At 63.0% G+C, this 20,170-nt stretch carries 20 protein-coding genes and 2 tRNA genes; 9 read left to right on the top strand and 13 right to left on the bottom strand.

Annotated features, from left to right (window positions below; all coding sequences use genetic code 11):
- Nucleotides 1-199: 199 nt before the first annotated feature.
- The 4 genes from KLP42_RS10790 to KLP42_RS10775 form a co-directional block, all read right to left on the bottom strand.
- A complete protein-coding gene (locus tag KLP42_RS10790; RefSeq protein WP_215566564.1) occupies nt 200-505 on the bottom strand; it encodes a hypothetical protein in 306 nt (101 codons plus the stop codon).
- A gap of 193 nt (nt 506-698) precedes the next feature.
- The gene (locus KLP42_RS10785) at nt 699-869 is read right to left on the bottom strand and encodes a hypothetical protein (RefSeq protein WP_215566562.1); all 171 of its coding nucleotides are present in this window, start codon (nt 867-869) and stop codon (nt 699-701) included.
- A gap of 125 nt (nt 870-994) precedes the next feature.
- Nucleotides 995-1,927: a LysR family transcriptional regulator gene (locus KLP42_RS10780; protein ID WP_215566560.1), complete on the bottom strand. Its 933-nt coding sequence runs from the start codon at nt 1,925-1,927 to the stop codon at nt 995-997.
- A 624-nt stretch (nt 1,928-2,551) separates the two neighbouring features.
- Nucleotides 2,552-2,626 (bottom strand) — tRNA-Asn (locus KLP42_RS10775).
- 184 nt (nt 2,627-2,810) lie between these two features.
- Here KLP42_RS10775 and KLP42_RS26910 point away from each other — a divergent pair.
- Nucleotides 2,811-3,071 carry a hypothetical protein gene (locus KLP42_RS26910; RefSeq protein ID WP_353844866.1) on the top strand — a complete coding sequence of 87 codons (261 nt, stop codon included), beginning with the start codon at nt 2,811-2,813 and terminating at the stop codon, nt 3,069-3,071.
- Between the two features lie 11 nt (nt 3,072-3,082).
- Here the strand turns inward: KLP42_RS26910 and KLP42_RS10770 are convergent, their stop codons facing one another.
- Nucleotides 3,083-3,724, bottom strand: a complete 642-nt coding sequence (locus tag KLP42_RS10770; RefSeq protein ID WP_215566558.1) for an exopolysaccharide biosynthesis protein — start codon at nt 3,722-3,724, stop codon at nt 3,083-3,085.
- Between the two features lie 360 nt (nt 3,725-4,084).
- Here KLP42_RS10770 and KLP42_RS10765 point away from each other — a divergent pair, with 360 nt between their 5' ends.
- A complete protein-coding gene (locus KLP42_RS10765; protein ID WP_252192904.1) occupies nt 4,085-4,369 on the top strand; it encodes a hypothetical protein in 285 nt (94 codons plus the stop codon).
- Nucleotides 4,370-4,439: 70 nt separating this feature from the next.
- Here the strand turns inward: KLP42_RS10765 and KLP42_RS10760 are convergent.
- From KLP42_RS10760 to KLP42_RS10740, 5 genes are all read right to left on the bottom strand, one after another.
- A tRNA-Cys gene (locus tag KLP42_RS10760) sits at nt 4,440-4,513 on the bottom strand.
- A 142-nt stretch (nt 4,514-4,655) separates the two neighbouring features.
- Entirely contained in the window at nt 4,656-5,594 is a 939-nt protein-coding gene (locus tag KLP42_RS10755; protein WP_215566556.1) for a dihydrodipicolinate synthase family protein, read from the bottom strand.
- Between the two features lie 17 nt (nt 5,595-5,611).
- Nucleotides 5,612-6,907 (bottom strand): TRAP transporter large permease, encoded by a 1,296-nt coding sequence (locus KLP42_RS10750; protein ID WP_215566555.1) that lies wholly within the window; start codon nt 6,905-6,907, stop codon nt 5,612-5,614.
- Entirely contained in the window at nt 6,904-7,416 is a 513-nt protein-coding gene (locus KLP42_RS10745; RefSeq protein WP_252192903.1) for a TRAP transporter small permease, read from the bottom strand. Before KLP42_RS10745 ends, KLP42_RS10750 begins: the two co-directional genes overlap by 4 nt.
- Before the next feature lie 59 nt (nt 7,417-7,475).
- Entirely contained in the window at nt 7,476-8,486 is a 1,011-nt protein-coding gene (locus KLP42_RS10740) for a sialic acid TRAP transporter substrate-binding protein SiaP (protein WP_215566553.1), read from the bottom strand.
- A 186-nt stretch (nt 8,487-8,672) separates the two neighbouring features.
- On the opposite strand from KLP42_RS10740, the gene KLP42_RS10735 reads away from it, so the two are divergent.
- Nucleotides 8,673-9,389, top strand: coding sequence for a GntR family transcriptional regulator (locus KLP42_RS10735; protein ID WP_215566552.1), 717 nt, complete (start codon nt 8,673-8,675; stop codon nt 9,387-9,389).
- Between the two features lie 72 nt (nt 9,390-9,461).
- On the opposite strand, the gene KLP42_RS10730 is transcribed toward KLP42_RS10735, so the two are convergent.
- Nucleotides 9,462-9,656 carry a hypothetical protein gene (locus KLP42_RS10730; protein ID WP_215566550.1) on the bottom strand — a complete coding sequence of 65 codons (195 nt, stop codon included), beginning with the start codon at nt 9,654-9,656 and terminating at the stop codon, nt 9,462-9,464.
- A gap of 178 nt (nt 9,657-9,834) precedes the next feature.
- Between KLP42_RS10730 and KLP42_RS10725 the strand changes: the two genes are divergently transcribed.
- The 5 genes from KLP42_RS10725 (at nt 9,835) to exoR (ending at nt 17,500) form a co-directional block, all read left to right on the top strand.
- On the top strand, nt 9,835-10,488 hold the full coding sequence (locus KLP42_RS10725) for a protein-L-isoaspartate O-methyltransferase family protein (protein WP_215566548.1): 654 nt from the start codon (nt 9,835-9,837) through the stop codon (nt 10,486-10,488).
- 192 nt (nt 10,489-10,680) lie between these two features.
- A complete protein-coding gene (locus tag KLP42_RS10720; RefSeq protein WP_215566546.1) occupies nt 10,681-11,538 on the top strand; it encodes a PopZ family protein in 858 nt (285 codons plus the stop codon).
- A 114-nt stretch (nt 11,539-11,652) separates the two neighbouring features.
- Nucleotides 11,653-14,568 carry a valine--tRNA ligase gene (locus KLP42_RS10715; protein ID WP_215566545.1) on the top strand — a complete coding sequence of 972 codons (2,916 nt, stop codon included), beginning with the start codon at nt 11,653-11,655 and terminating at the stop codon, nt 14,566-14,568.
- Between the two features lie 349 nt (nt 14,569-14,917).
- A complete protein-coding gene (locus KLP42_RS10710; RefSeq protein WP_215566543.1) occupies nt 14,918-16,144 on the top strand; it encodes an OmpP1/FadL family transporter in 1,227 nt (408 codons plus the stop codon).
- A gap of 558 nt (nt 16,145-16,702) precedes the next feature.
- The gene (exoR, locus tag KLP42_RS10705; RefSeq protein ID WP_215566542.1) at nt 16,703-17,500 is read left to right on the top strand and encodes an exopolysaccharide production regulator ExoR; all 798 of its coding nucleotides are present in this window, start codon (nt 16,703-16,705) and stop codon (nt 17,498-17,500) included.
- 94 nt (nt 17,501-17,594) lie between these two features.
- On the opposite strand, the gene xth is transcribed toward exoR, so the two are convergent.
- Together xth and erpA are read right to left on the bottom strand one after the other, a co-directional pair.
- A complete protein-coding gene (xth, locus tag KLP42_RS10700; RefSeq protein ID WP_215566540.1) occupies nt 17,595-18,386 on the bottom strand; it encodes an exodeoxyribonuclease III in 792 nt (263 codons plus the stop codon).
- A gap of 72 nt (nt 18,387-18,458) precedes the next feature.
- Nucleotides 18,459-18,791: an iron-sulfur cluster insertion protein ErpA gene (gene erpA, locus KLP42_RS10695; protein ID WP_215566538.1), complete on the bottom strand. Its 333-nt coding sequence runs from the start codon at nt 18,789-18,791 to the stop codon at nt 18,459-18,461.
- Between the two features lie 143 nt (nt 18,792-18,934).
- On the opposite strand from erpA, the gene KLP42_RS10690 reads away from it, so the two are divergent.
- A complete protein-coding gene (locus KLP42_RS10690) occupies nt 18,935-20,152 on the top strand; it encodes a deoxyguanosinetriphosphate triphosphohydrolase (protein WP_215566536.1) in 1,218 nt (405 codons plus the stop codon).
- The last annotated feature ends 18 nt before the right edge of the window (nt 20,153-20,170 follow it).

The raw sequence follows: 20,170 nt of genomic DNA, 5'->3' as shown, positions 1-20,170 counted from the left end.
ACGTTGTCCGTCGGCGGGCAAGGAATACCGTTCCGCTTCGGGGCGCTTGCGGACAAAACCATCTCAGGGAGAAGCTTTCGGGCGATGGAGCGCGCCAAGGCGGAGGATAAGGCGGCGCGCTGCCTTGCGGTCGTTTCCCGCACAGCGAAAGGGCCGGTCGCACCGACCAGCCCTGCCGCAGATGGCTGCAGATCGAAGATCAGCAGGTTTTCGGGGCCGAAGCGGATTCGTTGATGTCGCGCTGGTTCTGGTTCGGCGTAACATTGCTGCAATCGCCGCTGATGGTGCGGCCGGTGCCCGGCGACTGGGCCGAACTGTTGCTGTTGGTGCTGTTGGTCGTCGTGGAATCGACGCCGCTGCCCGAGCCGTTCTGGGAGCCGGACGTCGAGCCATCCTGGGTTGCCGAGCCGCCGGACGAGCCGCTGCTGCCGGAAGACGACTGGGCCAGGGCGCCGGTGGCGAGGCCGAGGGAAAGTGCGGAAACGGTGACGAGCTTCAAGAACATGGGTGTTCCTCCTGTTGTCTCATACAGGCATTCCATGATGCCCGCTGACGGAACCGGAGGACGGCAATCTTGTTCCCGATTTTTTCGCGGCGTCTGCCCTCGCGCCCGGTCTTTTCCATCCGCATTTCTTCGCAGGGAAAGGGGCATCACCCCGTCTGTGAGGCGGTAGGCGATCCTGGTCGAAGGCGTCTCCTCAGTCGAATTTCAGCTTCATCTGCACGCCCTTCGGGACGTAAAGCGGCTTGCGGCTGGCGATCTCGATCCTCTGGAACCTCTTGCGTTCCTCGGCCACACGCTCCCGGTATGCCCGCGATGCAGCCACGGCTGCCATTGCATTCTGTACGGCCTGCTCTGCGCTTGTCATAAGCACCTCCGCGTTTTGTTCTTGTTATGTTCTAGAGCAAAACATGAATATCGTCAATCAGAATATGAGGCAATGGTGATGAAGGCGGTTTGGCAGGGCGGGCACGACGGGATGAGATGTCGCGGTCAGTCCACCCGGGCAATCACGTTGCGAAGCCAGCGCTGGCCGAGTGCGTGATCGCTGCGGTGATGCCAGATCTGGAAGATGCGCAGCGGCGGCATCTTTACAGGACATTCGATCATGGCCAGCGGCAGGATCTCGGCAAAGCAGCGTGCAAAGCGCCTGGCCACCGTCAGCACCAGATCGCTGTCCTGCAGCATGAAGGGAGCATAGAGATGGTTGTCGGTGATCACATTGCGACCGCTGAGCGCAGGGCCGCTGCCCAGTTCTCCGTAGCCGGGCTCCCGGCCGAACGGCTTCTGGTCGCAGACGATCAGGTGGCGGGCCTCGCGATAGCTCCCCAGCGACAGGTCTTGGCCGGCAAGCGGATGCTTGGCATCCAGCAGGCACACCATGTCGTCCTCCATCACCAGCATGCTGCGCAGAAGCGGCGATGACACCGCCCAGTCTCCCAGCACCACATCCATCATGTTGGTCGACAATGCCCGCGTAATGTCGAAGCCGGCTTCCAGATGCTGCACGGTGACACGCGCGTGCGGCGCGAGACGGCTGATCTCGCTGATGGCATTCTGGATCAGATTCGGCGCTATGCTGTTCTGCACGCCGATCACGAAGGAATCCGTCAGGACGCTCGGATCGAAATTTTCCGGCGACAATGTCAGATTGGCGATGTCGGCGAGAACGCGCCTGGCGACCTCGTGGATGGCGAGCGCCCGTTCGGTCGGAATCAGTTGTCCGTGGCGCCGCTTGACCAGCGGATCCTTGAACGTGCCCCTCAGTTGCTTGAGGGTCTGGCTGGCCGCCGGTTGCGACAGGTTCAGTTTCTTTGCTGCCCGCGTTACGCTGCCTTCCTCGACGATCGCACACAGGACGGTAAGGCCTGAGATCGAAAGACCACTCAGCGATGCATAGTTTTTACGAAGGTTCGAATCCAGCATCACGGTGTGTTGTGCGCCATTTCACGCCAGAGGGGGAGAACCAGCAACGGCGGTGGTTCTCTTGATGTCGCAGATCATGACTCATCGACTATCCTGCACCCGAACTGCGTTCAAGCGTTGCGGGTACTCAGCATACTACAATAAGAACAATGAATATTTATGGGCTAACATATTGGCTATTTTGCCAGATTTTTAACAATATTTATAAGTCATTATTATTTGCTAAAACGCGGCGGATTTATTTCAATATAAATGTTTTACCCTGAGGAAATTCCGGGGCTTCGCTACCTTGCTGTCGCATTTGCGCCGTCGCGCGCGTGCTGAGGCCAATACTTGCGCACTCTTTCGCCTTAACGCGCCAACCGCAAGGGGCGGATGGCGTTTTGCGGATCCTCCGCTCCGGATGGCTTGGGAAAGAAGGGTGTGGTGGCCTGCCCGACACTGCGAAGAGCGAGGAGGCAGGGCGCAGCATGTCATGGTGGCCGAGTCGGCGACAGGCGGGGCCGATGGTGAGGCAATGCGCGGGACTGGAAAGACGAGTTATGGGCCGGCGGCCGCAGGAAATATTACCGGCCGCAAGAAGCAGAAGGCCCGCGCAACTGAATGCGCAGGCCTTCAAGAAACTGGCTCCCCGGGCCGGATTCGAACCGGCGACCTGTCGATTAACAGTCGAATGCTCTACCGCTGAGCTACCAGGGAACATCGCGTCGCCGCGGTGTGAGCGGGGTAATACTCATGCCCGTTCGATTTGCCAAGCGCTTTTTTCAAAAAAAATTCGCAGGCTTGTTTTATCCACATGCCTTCCCCATGTCACCGCTGCGGCCGAACGGGGCCGGACTGGGTGAACGGCTTGGAAGACAGGAACAAACGGCGCGGCTTCGGTGTGGACCCTCAGACGGGGCGGTTGCGGCTCGGCAGTTTCGAGACGCCGCTGCCAAAATCGAGGGCAGGGCGCATTGCAATCGGTGCAGGGCTTGTTGGGGGCGGGTGTCTCGGATTCCTGCCCGTTCTTGGATTCTGGATGATTCCGCTCGGGCTGATCGTGCTGTCGCAGGATCTGGCTTCGGTGCGCCGGCGTCGCCGGCGCCTGTCGTTGTGGTGGGCACGGCGGCGGGCCGGGCAGCGGCCTCGCCGTCGCGGCTGACGCAATCTCCGTCAGCCCCAGATGCCTGCAAGCCCCTGGCCGGCGGCAAAGGCCATGAGACCGAGCGCGGTGAAATAGACCGTGGTAATCAGCAGGAACAGATAGCCGCCGAGCACGACGGCGCCGTCACGCTGCATCATGCCGGTTGCCAGCAGCAGGATGGCTATTCCCGGCAGCGTGTTGGAAAAGGGGATGAGGCCCAGCGGAAACATCAGCAGCACGCCGCCGAGCGCGATGGCCAGCGCGTTCAGGCGGTTGATCGCGCCGCCCGTGGTCAGCACCGACAGGCGCGGCTTCAGGTAGCGGTCGAGGCGCGATACCATGCTCGCCCCCTTTTCCAGCGTCGGCACCAGCCGGGCGGTTTCCAGCTTCCGGTCGAGAATGCGCGAGGGCAGCCAGGGCAGCCGGTTCAGCGCGATGGCGATGCTGACGAGAATGATCGCGGCGCCGAACACCGTACTGACGCCTGGAATCGAGACCGGCAACAGAAAGGGCAGGGAGGCCAGCGCGCAGATCAGCAGCAGCCCTTGTTCGCCCACGGCATCCATCAGTTCTCTCAACGTGACTGTGTGGCCGCGAATTCCGGCAATGAGGTCGTGCAGCGTCTGGCTCAGCGATTTGGACGTATCATCGAAGGTGATGGGCTGCTGCAAGGTTCCGGCTCCCGAAATTGTTTCGCAAGCCCCAGCAATACCAGCATTCCGCGCGCGCCAGAAGAGCCGACCTCAGTGATGATTGAGCCACTTGTCATAGGCGCCGCACGCCAGAACAAGGGCAAGGGCGCCAAGAATGTAGGGGTTCAGTGCAACAAGCTGGTGAAGATACTGCATGACGGTTCCTCCAAACCGAAATGACACTCGCCGGTTGCGCTCCTCCACGCCGCCGACATGGAAACATCTTACGCCCATTTGCCGGTCTTGGCCACCGGCAATGTGTCTGTCGCCATCATGCCAGCCCGCGACAAGCTTCGCCTGTCAGAAGGGATCGTTTCCGAAACGGGGAGGGCGATTCGCATGGCGGCAGGTCTGAGGGTCATCATGGGCGGGCTGGAGCGGCCGGATGCAGCGCCGGACAGGCCGACGCCCACGCCGGGCGATGTCCAGCGCGAGGCGGCGCGACGCCTGCAGGCGATCAGCTACGAACGCCATCGCGTCCGCTCCCTCGGGACCGGCATCCGCATGCCGGCCGACATACGTCACTTCAAGCTGCAGGTGGATTACGTGGCGCAGACGCTGAGCCGCCTGCGCCGGATTCCGGCGGATTTCGCCGACGACCGCTACTGGCCGCAGCTTGCCTGACGGGATGTCAGCCGGCACAATGCCGAAAAGATCCGGAACGGGAGCTGAAGCCCAAGGGTCTAAGGAAGGTTGGAGGCCTCGCCGAGAATCGAACTCGGGTGCAAGGATTTGCAGTCCTCTGCGTCACCACTCCGCCACGAGGCCAACCGGGTATTAAAAGCGTGTGGTGGCGGGCATTTAGAACGGATCTTGAAACTGTGCAAGCCCTTAATCGAACCTGCTTCCGATTTTTCCCGTCGTAAGCCGGGGCGGTTGTGGATGAGGGGCCGCCCCGGCGCAGGCGACCTCAACCTGCGGCAAGGGCGGCGATCCTGCCGCGATAAAAGTCCGTTCCCTGCGCGATGCGATCGAGCACCGCCTCCAGGCCCCAGTGGCGGGCGTGGATATCATGCGGCACGGCACGGCTTTCCACGCCCTGGAACGTGCCGAGGCGGCGATGATAGAGCTTGGCGAGCTTCGGATAGCCCATCGGTTCCGTCTGTGCCGACAGCACGAGGAAGACGCAGAGCTCCTCGGCAAGTTCGGGATGCGCCTCGCCGTGATCCTGCAACCACCGATAGAGATCCGGATGGAAATTGGCCATCACGCCGCAGAAGCCGGCGCGGCTTGCACGCATCGCCTGATGGGCGATCGCCGCATTGGCGTTGCAGATCCGCAGTGGCGATCCCCTGGTGAGCGCCACCCGCCGGCGCACCACTTCGATGTCGCAGGACACATCCTTGATCAACACGAACCGGCCGCTCTGGGCGCAGAAATCGATCTCCTCGTCCGACAGCAGCCGGCGATAGGGCGCGGGGCATTCGTAGAGGCCGAGTGGCATGTCGGCGGGAAGCGCGTTCAGCAGGGCGTTGAAGCTCGCGCGAACCTCGGCCGGGGTGCCGTTTTCCGCGGCAAGCCGGTTGGTGACCAGGATGACCGCATCCACGCCCGTATCGGCCACCGCCTGTAACTCGGCGATCTGATCCGCGAGGCTGTCGGAGATATGGCCGGAGGAGACGACGGGTACGCGCCCGCGCACCGTGTCGACGGTGAAGCGCGACAGCGCCACCCGCTCCTCAAGCGATAGGTACCGCATCTCGGACGACTGGCAGACGGCAAACAGCGCTTGCGAGCCATGCTCGATGTACCACTCGATCAGGGCCTCATAGCCCGCCCAGTCGATCCGCCCATCCGGGCCGAACGGCGTGATCATGACGGGAATGATGCCGGATATGCTCTTGTGCAAGGGGGACTCCATCGGAATTAGCCGGCATAGCCGAACAGTTGCGGCAGCCAGAGAATGAGTTCGGGAAACAGGATCATCAGTACCAGCGCGAAGACGAGGGCGGCGATGAAGCCCCAGATCTCGCGGATGATGTCCACTAGCGGAATGCGGGCCGTGGCGTTGATGACGAAGAGAAGAATGCCGTAGGGCGGGGTTATGAGGCCGATCATGGTGTTGACCACCGCCACCACGCCGAAGTGGATGAGGTCGATGCCCAGTTCGCGGCAGGTGGGAATGAACAGCGGCAGGATGACGAGGATGATCGTGGAGGCATCCAGCACGCAGCCGAGCACCAGCAGCAGGATGTTTACGCCGAACAGGAAGACGAGCGGAGACACCTGGATGCCGGTCAGCGCCGCGGCAATCTGTGCGCCGATGTTTTCCGAAGCGACGATGTAGTTGAGAACCAGCGCGCCGCCGATCACCAGGCCCACCGAGGCGGAAGGGCGCACGCTTTCGACGAGGATGTCGTAGAAGGAGCGCAGCGTCAGGCTGCGATAGACAAGGGCGGCCAGCACCAGGGCATAGGCCGCGGCAATGGCGGCGGCCTCTGTCGGGGTGGCGATGCCGCCATAGATGCCATAGAGCAGGATCGCCGGCATCAGCAGCACGGGGAAGGCGCGGAAGGTCAGCGCCGGAATCTCGCGCACCGGCACCGCGCTTTCGCGGCCGAGGCCCCGCCGGCGGGCGTAAAGGCTGTTCATCACCATCAGGACGGCCGCCATCAGCAGGCCGGGTGTCACGCCGCCGAGAAAAAGGTAGCCGATCGAGGTGTTCGAGACGAGCGCGTAGAGCACCATCGGAATCGACGGCGGGATGATGGGGCCGATGGTGGCGGATGCGGCGGTCAGCGCCGCGGCATAACCCGGCGAATAGTGGCCACTCTTGCGCATCATGTCGATGACGATGCGCCCGACGCCGGCCGCATCGGCGACCGCCGAGCCCGACATGCCGGAGAAGATCACCGAAGAGACGATGTTGACATGGCCGAGCCCGCCGCGGAAGCGCCCGACGGTCGCCACGCAGAACTGCAGCAGCCGCTCCGAGACGGTGCCGGCATTCATGATGTTGGCGGCGATGATGAACAGCGGCACCGCCAGCAGCACGAAGCTGTCATAGAGGCCGGAAACCATCTGTTCGCCGGCAATCGCAAGATCCTGTCCCTTGACCGCCAGATAGACGATGGAACCGGCAAGGATCGAAAAGGCAACCGGCGTGCCGATGGCGGCAAGCACCAGAATGGCGAGAAGGCAAAGGGAGAGCGCCAGCGTCATGGCCGATCCTCCGGTGTCGCGATGTCGGTGCGGTCCTCTTCGGCGCCGAGCCGAATGACGCGCCAGGCCTGCCACAGCGAGGCGACGATGACGGCGGCGAGAAAGACCATGTAGATGATGTAGATGTCCCGCATCGGAATGCGCAGCGTGGCACTGCGCTTGATGCGCAGGAAGTCGATCCAGTCCCAGGTGGGCAGGAAGGACCAGGCCAGGAAGCCAGCCACCGCGAGCGCCGAAACGGCGGCCATGATGCGGCGCGGACCGCTGGGCACCGCCTGATACAGGAGGTCGAAGGTGATGTGGTCCTGCCGGCGCACGATGAAGGCGCAGCCGAAGAAGACGATCCACACCCATAACAGAAGGCAGAATTCCAGGGTCCAGCCGAAGGGCGCATCCATCACGTAGCGTGAGAAGATCTGCAGCAGGAAGGTGGCAAACAGGGTCAGCATCATCAGCGCGCCGATGGCTTCCGCACCCCGTCTCAGCCAGGCGAGAACGGCGTTCATCATGATCTCCGCGAAACAAGCCGCCGCAGGGCAGAACCCTGCGGCGCGGGGGGGGGGGCAACTCAGCCGCCGAGGGCGTTGATCTTGTCCAGCATGCCCTTCGGCCAGGCGGATGCGAAATCGCTCTTCTGGAAGGCCTGCTGCACATGCGAACGGAAGGCGGCCAGATCGGGCTCGTAGATCTCCAGGCCCTTCTGCTTGAGGAAGGCCACCAGATCCTCCTCCTTTTTCAACTGGTTCTGCCGGCCGAAATCGGCGGCATCGTCGGCGGCCTTCTGCAGGGCGGCCTGCTGGTCCGCTGGCAGCGAATCGAACAGCTTCCTGGAGATGGCCAGATAGTTGAGGTCGACGAGATGCGAGGTGAGGCAGATCTGCTTGGTCACCTCGTAGAACTTCGCGTCCACCACCGTCGGCAGCGGATTGTCCTGCGCATCGATCGCGCCGGTCTGCAGCCCGGTGTAGATTTCGGTAAAGGCCATCGGCACCGGGTTCGCGCCCAGCGCCTTGCCGAGGAACTGCCAGGCATCGGTGCCGGGCATGCGCAGCGTGACGCCCTTCAGATCCTCCGGCTTCATCACCGTCAGTTCCGCCTTGGGCTTGCGCAGGTTCAACTGGCGGCGGCCGAGATACATGACCGTCAGCAGCTTCACGCCGAGTTCGTCCTCCGTCTTCTTCTTCAGTGGAGCCATCAGCGGATCGTTGAACACCTTCACCTGATGGGCGGCGCTCTGGTGGACATAGCCGGCGGAAAAGATCGAGAATTCCGGCATGAATACGGCCAGTTCCTGCGCCGAGGTGATGGCCATGTCGAGGTTGCCGCGCGCAATGGCCTCAAGTTCGGTGCCCTGCTTGAACAGCGTCGCGTTCCAGTGGGGCTGGAAGGTGGCAAAGCCGCTGATGGCGGGGCCGAATTTCTGCAGCAGCGCAATCGCGCGCTGGTCCGTTTCGGACGCGGGCGAAGACAGCCGGATGGTGGGCTTGTCGGCGGCTCGGCCGGAGCGGGCCGCCAGAGGCAAGGCGGCTGCCGCTGCCCCGAGGGCAAGCACGGACCGGCGTGAGAATGTCGTCGTCATTGTTTCCTCCCTGATCGACAAGGGTGCGTGCGCCCCGGACTTCCTGCCCGGTGCCAGACCCTGACCTCAGCCGGCCGAGATCCTCCCGCGGCCGGCATGCGGGCTCCACCATAACGTCAAATTTCCCGCTGACAAGTGGCTAACATGTCAGTATCATGTCACGACAACAGGAGATGTGTAGTCAGCATGGCCGGAGTGAATGGGGAAGATGAGGCGCGCGATGCACGGCGGGCGGGCACGCATGCGCCGCTGCGGCAGGCCGCCTATGACCAGATCGAGGACCTGCTCAATGAAGGCGGGCTGAAGCCCGGTCAGATGGTGTCGCAGCGCGAACTGGTGGAGAGGACGGGCCTGACGCTGGGCGCCATCCGCGAGGCCATTCCACGGCTGGAGGCGGAGGGATTGCTGCAGACCCTGCCGAAGCGTGGCCTGATGGTGCCGAGCCTCGACGTGAGCTTCGTGCGCGAAGCCTATGAGCTCAGAGCGATGATCGAGATGACCGCGCTGACCGAGGGCTATTCACGGCTGGCGGGGCGTTGGGCGCGGGACTGGCTCGTTCGCCACGAAGAGGCCCGCGAGCGGCTGCAGGCGCAGGCCGACCTGGCGATTGCCCGCGAGATCCAGCGGCTGGACTGGAGCATGCATGCCGCAATCGTCGGCGCGCTGGACAATACGCTGGTCAGCAATGTCTACCGGGTCACCGCAATCAAGATCCGCATGGCGGTGCAGTCGCAGATCCGCATCACGCCCGGAAATGCCGAACGGGTGCTGCGCGAACACCTGGTCTTCCTTGCCGCCCTGGCGCAGGATCGCCGCGAGGAGGCGATCGCCGGGCTCAAACGGCATGTCGGCATTTCGCAGATGCTCGCCCTGGGCGGCAGGCTGCCGGACGGCCAGGAATAGCGATTGCTGAATGGCAGACAGGCCGCGGCCCGGGCGGGCGGCGGCCTGTCTGCATCGGCGGGGCGGGCGGCGTCACGCCATTCCGGCGGGGTCTCCAATCCGCATCAGGGCCGGCTTCAGTGTCGGGTCGTTCGGGTTCTTGCTGTCGCCGGGATCCTGTGCCGGCGTCAGCGGCGGCTTTTCCTGTGTCCGGTCCGGCACGCCGGGTGCCGGCGTCGGGCCGCGCGGCGTTTCCGCAGGGTTGGGGTCTGGCAGCTTGGTCGGCATGAGATATCTCCCTTCACGTGTCTGTCGTGACAGGGCAACCCGGTCCCTCAGGGCTTTGTTCCGCATTTTCCCCCTATCCGGCACGCTTTTTGACGGCGGCCGACAAAGCAGTCTTGAAAGCGGACCGAGCCGCCAGTAATACGGTGGCCAGACAGACGCTTTCATGAGGCGAACAGCAATGATGGATTACGAAGCAGCACGCATCAAAATGGTCGACAACCAGGTGCGCACCACCGATGTCACCTCCCATTCCGTGCTGCGGGCCTTCCTCACGGTGCCGCGTGAAGCCTTCGTGCCGGAAAAGTCCAAGGTGCTCGCCTATATCGACGAGGATATCGAAGTGGCTCCCGGCCGCTACGTGATGGAAGCCTCGCCGCTGGCCAAGCTTCTGCAACTGGCTGCCGTGACGAAGGATGACGTGGTTCTCGAAGTGGGCTGCGGCACCGGTTATGCGACGGCGCTTCTGTCGCAGATCGCCAGCGCCGTCGTGGCGGTCGAAAGCGATGCGGGCCTTGCCACCAAGGCAACCGAGACGCTTGCGTCGCTCGGCTGTGACAACGTGGTGGTCGTGACCGGCGACATGGAAGCCGGCTACGCCGCCGAGGCACCCTATGACCTGATCTTCATCAACGGCTCCGTCGAGGAGGTCAGCCAGGCCCTGTTCGGCCAGTTGCGCGATGGCGGCCGTCTGGTGACCGTGGTCGGCTACGGCAATGCCTCCACCGCCCGCGTCTACCGCAAGGAAAACGGCGTGATCTCGGAGGCGACCTTCTTCAACACCTCCGTCAAGCCGCTGCCGGGCTTCCGCAAGGCCAAGGAATTCGTGTTCTAGGAACACCCGAACTGCCGTCAGGCCCGTGGTTTTCGGGCCTGACGAGAAAGCTGTGCATCCAGCCCGCCGCCCCATCTGCGGCAATTGTGAAATTCCCCGCCCATCGCGTAGACTTGTGATTGATTCGGCAGCCTGATCTCGTGCGAGATTGAAGAATTCGAAGCTGTCAACCAGTCATGAACGGGGAACCAGATGGCTCAATCCAGTGTAGCGCGCGAACCTTCCATGGAAGAAATCCTGGCCTCCATCCGCCGGATCATCGAAAGCAATGATCCGGTCAGCGAGGGGCAGGCCGTGGCAGGCGCCCGCAACCGTGCCGTCGAGGATCCTGCGCAGGATTTCGACGAGGACGAGATCGAACTCGATGCCGAACTGGAAGCGCCCTTCGTGGCGCAGGTGGCCGCCAATGATCCGGGCGGCAGCTTCGTGCCGTCCTCCGAAAGCCTGCCCCTGCGTCCGACGATCGATCCGGCCATGCGTCAGCGCTTTGCCGAAGAGGCCGGCCTGTCGACGGAGAAGGCTCCCGAGCGCACTCTTTCGCTTGCCGATGTGGCAGCCCGCGTGCGCGCCGCTGCCGGTCGCGTTCCGGAGCCCGTTGCAGCCCGTGCGGCGCCCCAGCCGCAGCCTGCCGCTCCGAACATGGCCGCCGAAAACCGGTCGGCACCGGTTTTGCGCGCCGCCGAGCCGATGCGGTCGGACGTGCGGCCGGAACAGCCGCCGCGCGAGGTGCCGGTGACGGAATTTGCCGAACATCGTCCGGTGGTCGCCGCCCCGGCCGTTGAGGAGCGGGCGGCCCCTGCCGAGTCGCTGCCGGCCCGTATCGAGGAACAGGTGGCGCTTCTCTCCGACGAGGCCGGCGCCCGCATTGCCCGCTCGTTCAACGAACTGGCCGACATCTTCAACGGTATCGAGCGCCAGTCCGTCGAGGACATGGCGCGGGAGATGCTGCAGCCCATGCTGCGCGAATGGCTGGACGACAACCTGCCGACGCTGGTGGAGCGGCTGGTGCGCGAGGAAATCGAACGGGTGGCGCGCGGCCCGCGCCGCTGAACCGGATCTGGCGCCATGCCGAGGGCCGCTTTCCGGAGCGGCCTTTTTTATTGACTCGCCTTGGGCAGTCCTATTTACAGCCAAGCAAAGCGAACTCGAAATTCTGGTCGGAAAATGCTCGAAAAAACCTACGATTCCGCCGCCGTCGAACCGAAAATCGCAGCCGCCTGGGATGAGGCCGATGCCTTCCGCGCCGGCGCGAATGCCAAGCCCGGCGCCGAAACCTTCACCATCGTGATCCCGCCGCCGAACGTGACCGGTTCGCTGCATATGGGCCATGCGCTGAACAACACGTTGCAGGACATCATGATCCGCTTCGAGCGCATGCGCGGCAAGGACGTGCTGTGGCAGCCGGGCATGGACCATGCCGGCATCGCCACCCAGATGGTCGTCGAGCGCAAGCTGATGGAAAGCCAGCAGCCGGGCCGGCGCGAGCTTGGCCGTGACGCCTTCATCGACAAGGTCTGGGAATGGAAGGCTGAATCCGGCGGCTTGATCTTCAACCAGCTGAAGCGGCTCGGCGCCTCCTGCGACTGGTCGCGCGAGCGTTTCACCATGGACGAGGGGCTGTCGAAGGCCGTTCTCGAAGTCTTCGTGACCCTCTACAAGCAGGGCCTCATCTACCGCGGCAAGCGCCTGGTCAACTGGGATCCGCATTTCGAGACGGCGATTTCCGACATCGAGGTCGAGAACCGCGAAGTCGACGGCCATATGTGGCATTTCAAGTATCCGCTGGCCGGCGGCGAGACCTACACCTATGTGGAGAAGGACGCCGACGGCAACGTCACCTTCCAGGAGGAGCGGAACTACATTTCCATCGCGACCACCCGGCCGGAGACCATGCTGGGCGACGGTGCGGTCGCCGTCCATCCCTCCGACGAGCGCTATGCGCCCATCGTCGGCAAGCTGTGCGAGATCCCGGTCGGCCCGAAGGAAAACCGTCGCCTGATCCCGATCATCACCGACGAGTATCCGGATCCGACCTTCGGATCGGGCGCGGTGAAGATCACCGGTGCGCATGACTTCAACGACTATCAGGTCGCCAAGCGCAACAACATTCCGCTCTATCGCCTGATGGACACGCAGGCGCAGTTGCGCACCGATGGCGAGCCCTACGCCCGCTGCGCGGAGCTGGCGCTCGAAATCACCCGCTCCGGCCAGCTTCCGACGGAAGCCGAGGTCGACGACATCAACCTCGTTCCGGAAGAATATCGCGGCCTCGACCGTTACGAAGCGCGCAAGCGCATCGTCGCCGCCATCAATGCCGAGGGCCTTGCCGTCACCGTCAAGGATGCCGAAGGCAATGACGTGCCCTACGTCGAGAACAAGAAAATCATGCAGCCGTTCGGCGACCGTTCGAACGTCGTGATCGAGCCGATGCTGACCGACCAGTGGTTCGTTGATGCCAAGACGCTGGCAGAGCCGGCTATGGCGTCCGTGCGCGAGGGCCGCACGAATTTCGTGCCGAAGAACTGGGAAAAGACCTATTTCGAATGGATGGAAAACATCCAGCCCTGGTGCATCTCCCGCCAGCTGTGGTGGGGCCACCAGATCCCGGCCTGGTACGGCCCGGACGGTCAGGTTTTTGTCGAGAAGACCGAGCAGGAAGCGCTCGACGCCGCCGTCCAGCACTATCTTGCCCATGAAGGCCCGTGGAAGGCCTGGGTGCAGGAGAAACTCGAAAACTTCGAGCCGGGCGCCATTCTGACCCGCGACGAGGATGTTCTCGACACCTGGTTCTCGTCCGCGCTCTGGCCCTTCTCGACGCTTGGCTGGCCGGATGAGACGCCGGAGCTCGCGCGCTATTATCCGACGAACGTGCTCGTCACCGGCTTCGACATCATCTTCTTCTGGGTCGCCCGCATGATGATGATGGGCCTGCATTTCATGAAGGACGAGGACGGCAACCCGGTCGAGCCCTTCAGCACCGTCTATGTGCATGCGCTGGTGCGCGACAAGAACGGTCAGAAGATGTCGAAGTCGAAGGGCAATGTCATCGATCCGCTGGAACTGATCGATGAATATGGCGCCGATGCGCTGCGCTTCACGCTCGCCATCATGGCGGCGCAGGGGCGTGACGTGAAGCTCGACCCGGCCCGCATCGCCGGCTACCGCAACTTCGGCACCAAGCTGTGGAACGCCACCCGCTTTGCCGAGATGAACGGCGTGAAGCGCGATCCGAACTTCGTCGCCGAAGCCACGACCCAGACCGTCAACCGCTGGATCCTCACCGAACTGTCGGCCACGATTGCCGACGTCACCGCCGCCATCCAGAGCCAGCGTTTCAACGATGCGGCGGCCAGCCTCTATCGTTTCGTCTGGAATCAGGTCTGCGACTGGTATCTGGAACTGCTGAAGCCGATCTTCTCCGGAGAGGATGAGGCGGCCAAGGCGGAAGCCCAGGCCTGCGTCGCCTATGTGCTGGAAGAGACCTACAAGTTGCTGCACCCCTTCATGCCGTTCATGACGGAAGAATTGTGGGCGCACACCGCCAGCCGCGACACGCTGCTCTGCCATGCCGAATGGCCGGCCGCCGGCTTTGCCGACGAGGCCGCCGCTGCAGAGATCAACTGGCTCGTCGATCTTGTGTCAGGCCTGCGCTCGGCACGCGCTGAAATGAACGTGCCGCCCTCGGCCAAGGCGCCGCTGATCGTGGTTGGCGCGACGGCACTTACCGAAGGCCGCCTGCAGCGGCATGACGCGGCGATCAAGCGTCTGGCGCGCGTCGAAACCATCGAACTGTCCGCCACCGCCCCCCGCGGCGCCGCCCAGGTGGTGATCGGCGAGGCCACTGCCTGCCTGCCGCTCGGCAGCCTGATCGATCTCGCCGCCGAGCGGACGCGCATCGAGAAGGCACTCGGCAAGGTCGATGCCGATATCGATCGCGCCCGCAAGAAGCTCGGCAACGAGAAATTCGTCGCCAATGCCGACCCCGAAGTGGTGGCCGCCGAGCGCGAGCGCCTCGCCGAGCATGAGGTCCAGCGCGCCAGCCTTGCGACGGCGCTGCAGCGGATCATCGAGGCCGGCTGACATCCGTCGGTCGAATCGTGCGGTTTTCGGCCCCGCCAGTCCGACTGGCGGGGCCATTCCGTATCCGCGCGCCGGCTGCAGCCCTCCGCGCAGGTTCTCCACCAGATTGCTGGCGGTGTGCTTTTTTTGCAACGGTCGTGGCAAAAGCAGGAATTGAATTCTATCAAGTTCTGTATGAAGGAAACTTGTTGGAAAAAAATGCGCACGAGTCAGTGTATCCCATCCTCCGATCAGAAACTTACGTAAATCTGGACCGGGGGGTGCTGCAGTGCGGCATGCTGAACGCAAGTTGTCTTTTAGTCCCAAATATTTAGGCTCTTCATCACATTTGCATGGGAGTGGGAGGAACATGACCAGAAATCTGATGGTGAAGGGACTGCTGACGGCTGCAACGGTCGTCGTCCTCAATAATGGTGCTTGGGCGGGCGGACTTGAGCGGGGCGGTTACAATATCGATCTGCTGTTCGATCCATCGCCCTTCGCCTTTGAATCAACGACCACTTATGTTGCTCCGCAGCGCAAGCTGAAGAACGTCCAGGACACGAGAGCTGCGGACGGACTTGGTGCCGACGGTATCGGCGGCGGCACGACGACCGCTGATGAAACGGAAGGCTACTGGGCGCCGCGCATCGGCATCAAGGGCGCGGTCGGCGATTCCGCCGACTGCATGTTCGACTATTCGCAGCCCTGGGGCGCGCATGCCAACCCCGGCCGCAACTGGGTTGGTGCCAACAACAACACCGAAACCAAGATCGAAAGCGACAATTACGCCGCGACCTGTTCCTATCGGTTCGACATGGGGCCGGGGCAGCTTCGTCTCATCGGCGGTGCCTTCTACCAGGAGGTTTCCGGTTTCAAGGAAAGACTGGTAGCGCCGGCTTCGGCGAGCCTTGGCAACGGGATCGGACGGCTTGATCTCGCTGGCCACGGCTGGGGCTGGCGTACCGGCATCGCCTACGAGATCCCCGAATATGCGCTTCGGGCAAGCCTTGTTTACAACAGCGAAGTCAATCTGGATAACATCACCGGCACCGTCAATCTCAGCCAGGTCAATGGCTTGGTGATCCCCGTGTACGGTTCGCAGAAGACGCCCGATTCACTGGAGCTCAAGCTGCAGAGCGGCATCGCACCCGACTGGCTGGCCTTCGGTTCCGTGAAGTGGACCGACTGGAGCCAGTTGCAGAAGATTCCGTTCTGCCAGGTTGGCAGCAGTTCGTGCTCCCCGTCGAATGCGGTGACCTCGCTGGAACTCGGCTATCGTGACGGCTGGACCATCACCGGCGGCATCGGCCACAAGTTCAACGAACAGTGGAGCGGTGCCGTCAGCCTGACCTGGGATCGCGGCACCTCGCAGGGATTTGGCGCGCAGACCGATACCTGGCTGGTGGGTGCCGGGGTCGGCTACCAGCCCAACAAGAATGTCGAGATCCGTCTCTCGGGTGCTGTCGGCATCCTGACGGGCGGCTCGTCCGGTGCGGTGACGCTGGATGGCGTTTCCTACGGCAGCGACGTCTCCTACAGCTTTGACGACGACATCGTCGCCGCCGTGTCGACGTCGCTGAAGATCCGCTTCTGAGCATTGTTGCACGCATGCGCAACGGGAAGGGGCTGGCCGTGGGCCGGCCCCTTTGCATGTCGGCGGAAGGCTTCTGTGTGTCCCTGCGTTTGTGACGATTTGGCAACAGATTTCTGCGACGATTGTTCCTAGTATTGTCCCGGGTCCCGATGTCTATTTCCCGCCACAAAGCAGGAGCAGCGATAGGGCCCGAAAGACGGGCGGACCTGCGGGGGCGGGGGCGCAAATCGGAGTATTATGGGCGGATTATCGAGTGAAATGCCACAGATGCACCGGACGGATACTTCCGTCGCCGGCAGCGTGCACATGCGGCAGTTTCTCCGGAATTCGGGTCGCAGTATTGCCGAAAAGGCCTTCTATCCTTCGCACATCGGAAGCGGCTTGGCCGATTGCTTCCCTTGCAGACCGGGTTCGCCGGTAACGGCGTCATTGATCACGTGTGCGGAGTAGGGATATGACCCCTGTTGAAAGTTTTGGCCGACAAGACCAGGCACATACTGAAGGCGCGATGCGTATCCCCTCTCATCTAGACATCGGCATGGTTAAGGAAGTCTGAACATGCCGCTGCTTTTCCTGCGTTCCATTGGCCTTCTGGCCGTCGGACTGAGCCTTGCGACGGGGCTTTCCCACCCTGCCTCGGCATTTGACATCAATGCCGGCGTCACCAAGGAATCCGGCCCCTTCGATCTCTTCAAGTTCGGTTTCAAGGCCTACAAGAACGGCCAGAAGGCCGACGCGGTCGAGGCTTACCGCTATGCGGCGGAGAAGGGGCATACCGGATCGCGCTGGGCGCTCGCCAACATGTATGCCGATGGCGACGGCGTGACGCAGAACGATTTCGAGGCCTTCAAGATCTATAGCGAGATCGCCAGCCAGGGCGTCGAGCCGGGTTCCGAGGATACCGGCTTCTTCGTCAACGCGCTGCTGGCGCTGGCCAATTATTACCGCCACGGCATCCCCGGCACCCCGGTGAAGATCGATCTGTCTCAGGCGCGCCAGCTGTATTTCCAGGCTGCCTCGACCTTCGGTGTGCCGGAAGCCCAGTTCCAGCTGGCCAAGATGATCCTGGCGGGCGAGGGCGGCGCGGCCAATGTGCAGCAGGCGAAGAAATGGCTGAACCAGGCCCGCAAGGGCGGCCATCCCGGCGCCATGGCCGTGTTCGGCAACATCCTGTTCCAGGAAGGTCAGACGGTGCGCGGCCTGGCCTTCATGACGGCGGCGCTCGATCGCTGCAGCAAGAAGGATTGTCCCTGGATGGAGGACATGCAGGAGGATGCCTTCTCGCTGTCCAGCGAAAAGGACCGCCGCACCGCCATCACGCTGTCCCAGCAGTTTGCGCAGGGCATGGACGACTGACGCCAACGGGCATGGCGCTACCGATCTTCGGAGAATGCGCCTGCCGTCCTGCCGCGAAGCAACGGGGTGCCTGCGGATCCTGCCTCTGGTGGGCTCAGGGCTCGAAGTTGAAATGGCCGATAACCGGCACATGGTCGGACGGCTTTTCCCAGGCCCGCACATGCTTTTCGATGGCCGTCGAGGCCAGCCGGTCGGCGGCTTCCGGCGACAGCAGCAGATGATCGATGCGGATACCGTTGTTCTTCTGCCAGGCGCCGGCCTGGTAATCCCAGAAAGTGTAGAGCCTGGTCTGGTCGGTGGTGGCCCGGACGGCGTCGGTCAGGCCCAGCTGTTCCAGTCGGCGGAAGGCCGCCCGGGTCTGTGGCAGGAAAAGGGCATCCGCTTCCCAGGCCCGCGGATCGAAGCAGTCATGCGGCTCCGGGATCACATTGTAGTCGCCGGCGAGGATCAGCGGCTCCTCGAGTTGCAGGCGGGATTGCGCATGTCGGCGCAGCCGTTCCATCCAGGCCAGCTTGTAGGGATATTTGACCGGATCGTCGGCCGGATTGCCGTTCGGCAGGTAGATGGACGCAACGCGCACGACGCCCGACGCAACCGAGAACACCGCTTCGATGTAGCGGGCCTGTTCGTCGCTCTCGTCGCCCGGCAGGCCGCGCAGCACCTCGTCCGGCTTCAGCTTCGAAAGGATGGCAACGCCGTTGAAGCCCTTCTGGCCATGCGTTTCCACGTGGTAGCCGAGCGCTTCGATCTCAAGACGCGGAAAGCCCTCGTCCACCGACTTGATTTCCTGCAGGCACACGATGTCGGGCGCGCTGTCGCTCAGCCACTGGCGGAGATTGTCGATGCGCGCCTTGACGCCGTTGATGTTCCAGGTGGCGATCTTCATGGGATAAGGATCCTTGTGTCGGTTCCTTTTACCGCATGAACCGGCCATTGGAAGCGGCAAAAGCCGTTCTCCTCAGATGGAGAAGCTCGTGCCGCAGCCGCAGCTTGCCACCGCATTCGGGTTTTTGATCTGGAAGGACTGGCCAAGCAGGTTGTCGACGAAATCGATCTCGGAGCCGGCCATGTAGACCAGCGAAAGGCTGTCGATCAGCACCTTGGCATCGCCCCTGGAAATCACCAGATCATCCTCGGCGGGCGAATCGACGAGATCGAACTTGTAGGAGAAGCCCGAACAGCCGCCGCCCTCGACGGAAACGCGCAGTGCCTGCTTGCCGGCTTCCGCGCTGACGATCTCGGCAATCCGGCGTGCCGCCGATTCGGAAAGGGTTACGGAGTTTTCTGTCATTGCTGTGCCTTCCTGCCGGGTTCAAGGCCCGGAGATTGCTGTCATCGGCTTTGCGCCGATCCTGCTCTATAGGTATGAAGGGTTCCATCGGGCGTCAATGGGGTGTGGCGCCGGACAGGGAAGGCGTCAACACAGGGATGAGCATGAGCATCGATACACGCACACTCGGATTCGGCTCCGGCGAGAGGGCGTCCTATGCGGCCGATCCCTGGGCCTCGCGCGGTCGTCTGGTTCCGGAATCCTCCAGCCTGACGCGTTCGGAATTCCAGCGCGATCGCGACCGCATCGTCCACACCACCGCCTTTCGCCGCCTGAAGCACAAGACGCAGGTCTTCATCGGCGTGGATGGCGATCATTATCGCACGCGGCTGACCCATACCATCGAGGTGGCGCAGATCGCCCGCGCCCTGGCCCGGGCGCTTAAGATCGACGAGGATCTGGCGGAGGGCGTCGCCCTTGTGCATGATTTCGGTCACACGCCCTTCGGTCATACCGGCGAGGATGCGCTGCATGAATGCCTGGCGCCCTATGGCGGCTTCGACCACAATGCCCAGTCGCTGCGCATCGTCACCAAGCTGGAGCGCCGCTATGCGGAGTTCGACGGCATCAACCTCACCTGGGAGAGCCTGGAAGGGCTGGTGAAGCACAATGGCCCGCTGATGGATGCCAACGGCGTCGGCACGCGCGGCTCGGTGCCGCTGCCGATCCTCGACTATTGCGAGATCAACGACCTGGAACTGGCGAGCTTCGCAAGCCTTGAGGCGCAGGTGGCGGCGATTGCCGACGACATCGCCTACAACACCCATGATATCGATGATGGTCTGCGCTCGGGCTATCTCACGTTCGAGATGCTGGAAGACGTGCCGTTCCTCGCCGCCATGATGGCGCAGGTGAGGGCGAAATATCCGGTGCTGGAGCCGGCGCGTTTCGCCAACGAGATCATGCGCCGCCAGATCACCCACATGGTGGAGGATGTGATCGGCGTGGCGCAGGCACGGCTCGATGCGCTGCGTCCGGAAAGTGCCGCCGATATCCGCGCCGCCGATCGCGCCATCGCCACCTTTTCCGACGGCATGGCCGAGACGGACCGGCAGATCAAGAAACTGCTCTTCTCGCGCATCTACCGGCATCCGGAGATCATGCGCATCCGCGCCGGCGCCGCGCAGATCGTGACCGACCTGTTCGGCGCCTATATGGCCGACCCGTCGCAGATGCAGAGCCACTACTGGGTCAGCCACATGGCTGGCCTTGGCGAAGCGGCTCGCGCCCGCCATGTCGGAGACTATCTGGCGGGTATGACCGACACCTATGCGGTCAAGGCACATCGCCGGATGTTTGACCATACCCCCGATTTGGGCTAGGCACCCCGGCAACACAGT

Source organism: Rhizobium sp. CSW-27, assembly GCF_018760785.1.
GTDB lineage: Bacteria > Pseudomonadota > Alphaproteobacteria > Rhizobiales > Rhizobiaceae > Neorhizobium.
This window is presented reverse-complemented; position numbering and strand designations above follow the sequence as displayed.